Source organism: Micromonospora sp. R311 (genome assembly GCF_056780015.1).
In genome coordinates this window covers 1-4,599 of sequence record NZ_JBSWCE010000090.1, presented here as the reverse complement: position 1 = coordinate 4,599, position 4,599 = coordinate 1, and the positions used below count along the sequence as shown (strand labels likewise).

6 protein-coding genes are annotated in these 4,599 nt (G+C 66.4%); 3 read left to right on the top strand and 3 right to left on the bottom strand.

Annotated features, from left to right (window positions below; all coding sequences use genetic code 11):
• Positions 1-981, top strand: a 981-nt coding sequence (locus AC1WTP_RS34155; RefSeq protein WP_481653338.1) for a hypothetical protein, incomplete at its 5' end; no start/stop codon positions are given.
• A gap of 101 nt (positions 982-1,082) precedes the next feature.
• Here AC1WTP_RS34155 and AC1WTP_RS34150 read toward each other — a convergent pair.
• Together AC1WTP_RS34150 and AC1WTP_RS34145 are read right to left on the bottom strand one after the other, a co-directional pair.
• The gene (locus AC1WTP_RS34150) at positions 1,083-1,319 is read right to left on the bottom strand and encodes a hypothetical protein (protein ID WP_481653337.1); all 237 of its coding nucleotides are present in this window, start codon (positions 1,317-1,319) and stop codon (positions 1,083-1,085) included.
• A 1,100-nt stretch (positions 1,320-2,419) separates the two neighbouring features.
• The gene (locus tag AC1WTP_RS34145) at positions 2,420-2,560 is read right to left on the bottom strand and encodes a hypothetical protein (protein ID WP_396685658.1); all 141 of its coding nucleotides are present in this window, start codon (positions 2,558-2,560) and stop codon (positions 2,420-2,422) included.
• A 146-nt stretch (positions 2,561-2,706) separates the two neighbouring features.
• On the opposite strand from AC1WTP_RS34145, the gene AC1WTP_RS34140 reads away from it, so the two are divergent.
• Positions 2,707-3,912: a hypothetical protein gene (locus AC1WTP_RS34140; RefSeq protein WP_481653336.1), complete on the top strand. Its 1,206-nt coding sequence runs from the start codon at positions 2,707-2,709 to the stop codon at positions 3,910-3,912.
• A 149-nt stretch (positions 3,913-4,061) separates the two neighbouring features.
• Positions 4,062-4,211 carry a helix-turn-helix domain-containing protein gene (locus AC1WTP_RS34135; RefSeq protein ID WP_481653335.1) on the top strand — a complete coding sequence of 50 codons (150 nt, stop codon included), beginning with the start codon at positions 4,062-4,064 and terminating at the stop codon, positions 4,209-4,211.
• A 126-nt stretch (positions 4,212-4,337) separates the two neighbouring features.
• Here AC1WTP_RS34135 and AC1WTP_RS34130 read toward each other — a convergent pair whose 3' ends face one another.
• Positions 4,338-4,514, bottom strand: a complete 177-nt coding sequence (locus AC1WTP_RS34130; RefSeq protein WP_481653334.1) for a GIY-YIG nuclease family protein — start codon at positions 4,512-4,514, stop codon at positions 4,338-4,340.
• Between the last annotated feature and the right edge of the window lie 85 nt (positions 4,515-4,599).

The window sequence follows — 4,599 nt, the reverse complement described above, 5'->3', positions numbered from 1 at the left end:
CTCGTCCCACAACTTCAGCTCTGTCCGGTCCTCAACCTGGACAGAACACCTCAAGCCGGAACAACGCCGGGGCCGTGGAGGGGCCCCTTGTCGAGGAATGCGCTCCAGGACGTGGTGGATGAGTTGGGAGTTCATTTCCGCGACGCCATGCGCTTGGGGCTGGTTGTGGATGATTCACTGCGACGCCTAGTCGAGGAAAGGCGCAGCAAGGGAGCGACTGGGGCGGGAGCACCGCCGGCCTGGAACAAGGCACTGAATCGCGCGGCCATTGTCGCGGCCGTTGGCGCATGGGAAGCCTATATGGAGCGACTTGCAACCGTCGCGCTGTCAATCATGGATCCGCCCCCGCCAAGCAAAGACTGGGTAACCATATCTGGCTCACGCGGCGAGATTCAGACCCCCAGCCCACGGAACGTGCGAAAATTATTCTGGATGCTCTTTCGGTTCGACCTGCAGGACCATTGGGAGATCGCCGTCCAAGTGTCGAACGCCGACCTCGGGGGCGACGGAACCTGGCGAGTGCACCGCCACTGCCACAAGCGCGAGGGTGCCTCAGCATTCCTGGACGCCATGGTGAAGGTAAGGCACGGATTCGCCCACCAAGACCCCGCTCAGGCGAAGTCGATCGCAGGCATGGCCATCACGGGAGCCGCAGGCCAGGTGACCGTACAATCGCATCACGCCTTCAATGCCATATCCGGCGCTCTTCAGCTATCCATTCAGTCAACTCAGGCAGTTATTGATGAGCTGGGCATCACAGGCCCCTCCCCTTTTTGGCGCAAGGCCCTGAACGCGGTAGACGGTACCAACATCGGCCTCGATTACTGGCTCACGGGAAGCCCCACCGAAGAATTAATCAGGCAGCACTGGCGTGGCTCCTATCCGCTTGTTTCGCCAATTGCGGAAGACGTCGCGCCGATAGCCCAGCTGGACTCGACCGGAACTGACCTGCCGCACATAGTCGGCACTGCCGCCGAATAGAGGGCGACCTAGTTCTGATTCGGGCCGCGCATGTAGCCCACCGAGCCAACCTCGTCCCGAGCGGTTGCCGCTCGATAGCCGAGTGCAGAGTTCCGACAATGTCAGGTCCACATTCCGCTGCCGCTGACGAGTGTCAGAAGCAAGTAGCCGCCGCCGAGCGCTACGGCCGCCAGCGCGGCGGTGAGCAGGGTATGCGTCTGGCCGGTGGCCGCGGCTTGACCGGCGAGGAGCACGCCGACGGCGAGCGCCGCGGCGCCGATGATGGATGTGGGGAGCCGCCTCAAGGCGATATCGATGACGGCGAGCAGCACGCCGGCGTAGAGCACGACGAGCCACACAGCGACCATCAGCAGGCCGCCGGAGCTCAGCTGCCAGGGGAGGCCTGCGGAGGCGGCAGCTAGCCCGAGGCCGCTCAGGCAACGCGGAGTATCCGCCGACGGCACCGGACGCCGCGACGGGGTGAGGCCCTGGCCGTCATCGGCACGGAGCGCGGGGCGTCGGTGTGTGTTCGTAGGCTTGCCACGAACCAGGCGCAGGCGGGCGGTAGTGCCACACCGACCAGTGCACCGCACAACGCGCTGCACCAGAACGGTAACCCGGTCGCCGTGAGATTCACTGGGCGACCGAGTCTACGGGGAGACGCTGCTACGCGTGAGCCGAGAATTCACTCCGGCTCCACATGCACCCAAGCAGCCATAGCGACCGCTTTTCGCTTCAGGCGAAGGTAGACACGGCTTCGAACCATCAGCGCGGCGAGCAGGGGTTCACTAGCGCCCTCTGGCTCGGCGAGATGCGTCCCCGTAGCTGGTTACGCGTTCACCGTGCGCAGGTCGCCGACACGTTCCCCCGGGCGAGCTGACGCTGTTCTTCGGGAAGAGCCGGGGCCTCCGAGGTCCGGAGACGGCCCCGCCGGTCGAACCGCCTGCAGTAACCGGCAGCGTGGCAGCACAGTGCGAGACGTCGCGCCAGCAGTATTCGATGTCGTGGATCTTCGCCCGCGTGCGGTAGCCGATCCCCCGGGATGACGTGGGGGCGGAGATGAGGGCTGTTCAGAGTCTTGGTGGGCGGTGAGCCCGGCCAGGCGTCGTGTCGGGCCGGCGGCTGGGGCGCTGCGACGGCCGGTCGCGCCGATGCTCGCCGCCCCCGTTGACGCGGTGCCCGTCGGTCCGGACCTGGTGTACGAGCCCAAGTGGGACGGTTCTCCAGAGACTTCGAGGTGTCTCAGGGGCGAGACGTCGGCGCGGAGTCAACCTGACCATGCCGACCCACGCGGCTTGATCGAGACCACGGTGATTTGCTACTGGCGGCTCTACGACATCGATGCTGTCGATTTCCGGAGTCGCCTGCACGGGGGTCCGTACTCCTCTGCACGCGTAAGTGAGGAGGGCGGGATCCCGCCAGCCCGTCGGTACAGCGCGGGATCCCGCCCCGGGGCCGGTTAGTTGTCGGTGCTCAGGTGGTCGAGGAGCCAGCCGGTCAGAGCGCGGGTGGCGCCAGCGAGAACGCCGGTGATCACTGCGAGGGTGATCTGGGTGCGGCGCGGCTGGGGGCCATGGGGGTGCTGCGGGGATCGGGTCATCGGATGCTCCCTGGATGTCGGAGACGAAAGCGGAGCCAGCGCCGGCTTGCGTATTCAGATTCGGCCCGTCTCGCGAGGGCTGACCTGAGTGCCGACGAGTGTCGAGCAGCCCGCGACTGGTGGCGGTGGGGCATCATTGGTCGGCGATGAATGCCGACAAGTCCCGACGAGTGCCCCGCCCGCCGACGGCCGCCGCCAAGCGCGCCCCGGTGCGCCGCCCGCGGAAGCTGGCCCGGCCCGAGCTCGACGCCGGGCCGCAGCGCGATGTCCGCGATCTGCTCTACGACCTGCGCGAGAAAGCGGGCAGGCCCACGCTGGAGGATCTGGAGAAGCGGATCGCCTGCGATGACCGCCTCGACGGTTCACCGAAGAAGGACGTGATCCACCAGATCATCTCCCAGGGTGGGCCGGCGGCCCTGGATGATGTCCGCGCGGTCGCCCTGGTGCTGGCGCTGGCCTGTGGCGAGGATAAGTACAAGATCGTCGATCAGGTCACCCAGCTGATGCACTCGTTCGATCGGCCATCGGGGCCGTCGCGAGACGAATCCAGCGATAAGACCTCCGCCCCAGAGCCTCCACCAGCCGCCGACATGACGGCCGTCGTCGTCGCCCGCCCGGAAACCGGCGAGGCCCCCGGGCACTTGTTCGTCGCCGACTGGGTCCCGATGCTCGGCGACGACGTCGCGTTCACCCTGACCGGGATCATCGAGTCCGTACACGTCGAAGTGCCGTTGCTGACCGACTGGCTCACCGCCGAACTCGCCCGACGTTCGGCCTTCGACATTCCGGACGACGACGTGAAGAAGCAGATCCTGCGCCCGGTCCGGATGGCAAAGGGACGGTCGGAAAGGCTGGGACCGGAACTGGTCCGGCTGGCTCGTGCCGCGCATGCCGCGCGTTACACCGACGCCGAGATCCGCACGATCCTGAACCGGGCGCTGTCCTTCAAGGTCAACGGTCTCCTGTCGAGCGCCGATCATCCTGGCTATCCGCATCCGCTCGACCTCGGCGAGATGGCGGCATTCACCTTCGGGTACGCCGAGAAGGACCTGATCGAGCTCGGCTTCAACGCCGGCCGAGGTCGCGGCGGAGTCCGGGCGTACGTCCCGCGCGAGATCCTGCTGAGCTCCCCCGAGCTGATGGAGATCGGCACGCTGCTCGCCCCTGCGGCTTCCTCCGCGTCGGCGAGGCTCTATCGCGCCTGCCAGTCCGCGCAGGACTTCAGCTTCATCGGCCTCGCCGACCAACGGCACCTCTGGACGCACTTCGTCCTGCCCCAAGCCTTCGCTCGCTACCCCTTCGACGCGGTGATTGTCGAGGCCGGCTCCATCCGCGCCTTCGGGCTACCGTGACGGGCTACCTGAGCAACGTCGACACGGTGGGCAGGTGCGTCATGAACGGCCGAGCCCCGGAACGAACTCGTCCGAGGCCACAACGCTTAGCCGATGTCAGCTTGAGGTACACCCCAACACCACAGTCACCACTAGCACCGAAGATCGCCGTGGCCAAGCAGCGCGGCGTTTACACCGGTCGCAAACCCGCGCTCACCTCCGAGCAGGCGCAGCAGTTGCGCGAGCGCGCCGCCGCAGGCGAGCAGAAGTCCGTGCTAGCCCGGGAGTTCGGTATCAGCCGGGAGACGGTCTACAGCTAACTGCGCCCGACTGCCGTCACGGGCTGACCGGCCGGGCAGAGCCGGTCCAGTGCGGCACCGTCCGGCAGGAAGTCGGCGGGGACGCTGCTGTTCTGGAGGAAGGCGATCTCGGGACCAGGGCCAGATTTAGGTCGGCGACGGGTAGCACTCCCTGGCGCATCTGGAGGCGATGAACTCCGTCAACTCGGGGCCGGGATGGAACCATTCGCTGCCAGGTAGGCGCAGGTAGGCGAAGCGCTCATGGAGCTGATCTTCCAGTTGCTTGCGTTCCTTCTTGCGGTCTTCGGCGATGACGTGCAGCACCTTTAGGCCAACGCCGTGAAGTTATGGGCTGATCGGTGTGGTCAAGAGGTTGATGGTGATGGTTGCTTGGTAGGTGCGTCGGTCG

Excerpts from the sequence above, each read along its gene's own strand:
- AC1WTP_RS34140 (WP_481653336.1), top strand. The coding sequence starts at position 2,707 with ATGAATGCCGACAAGTCCCGACGAGTGCCCCGCCCGCCGACGGCCGCC.
- AC1WTP_RS34145 (WP_396685658.1), bottom strand. The coding sequence starts at position 2,560 with ATGACCCGATCCCCGCAGCACCCCCATGGCCCCCAGCCGCGCCGCACC.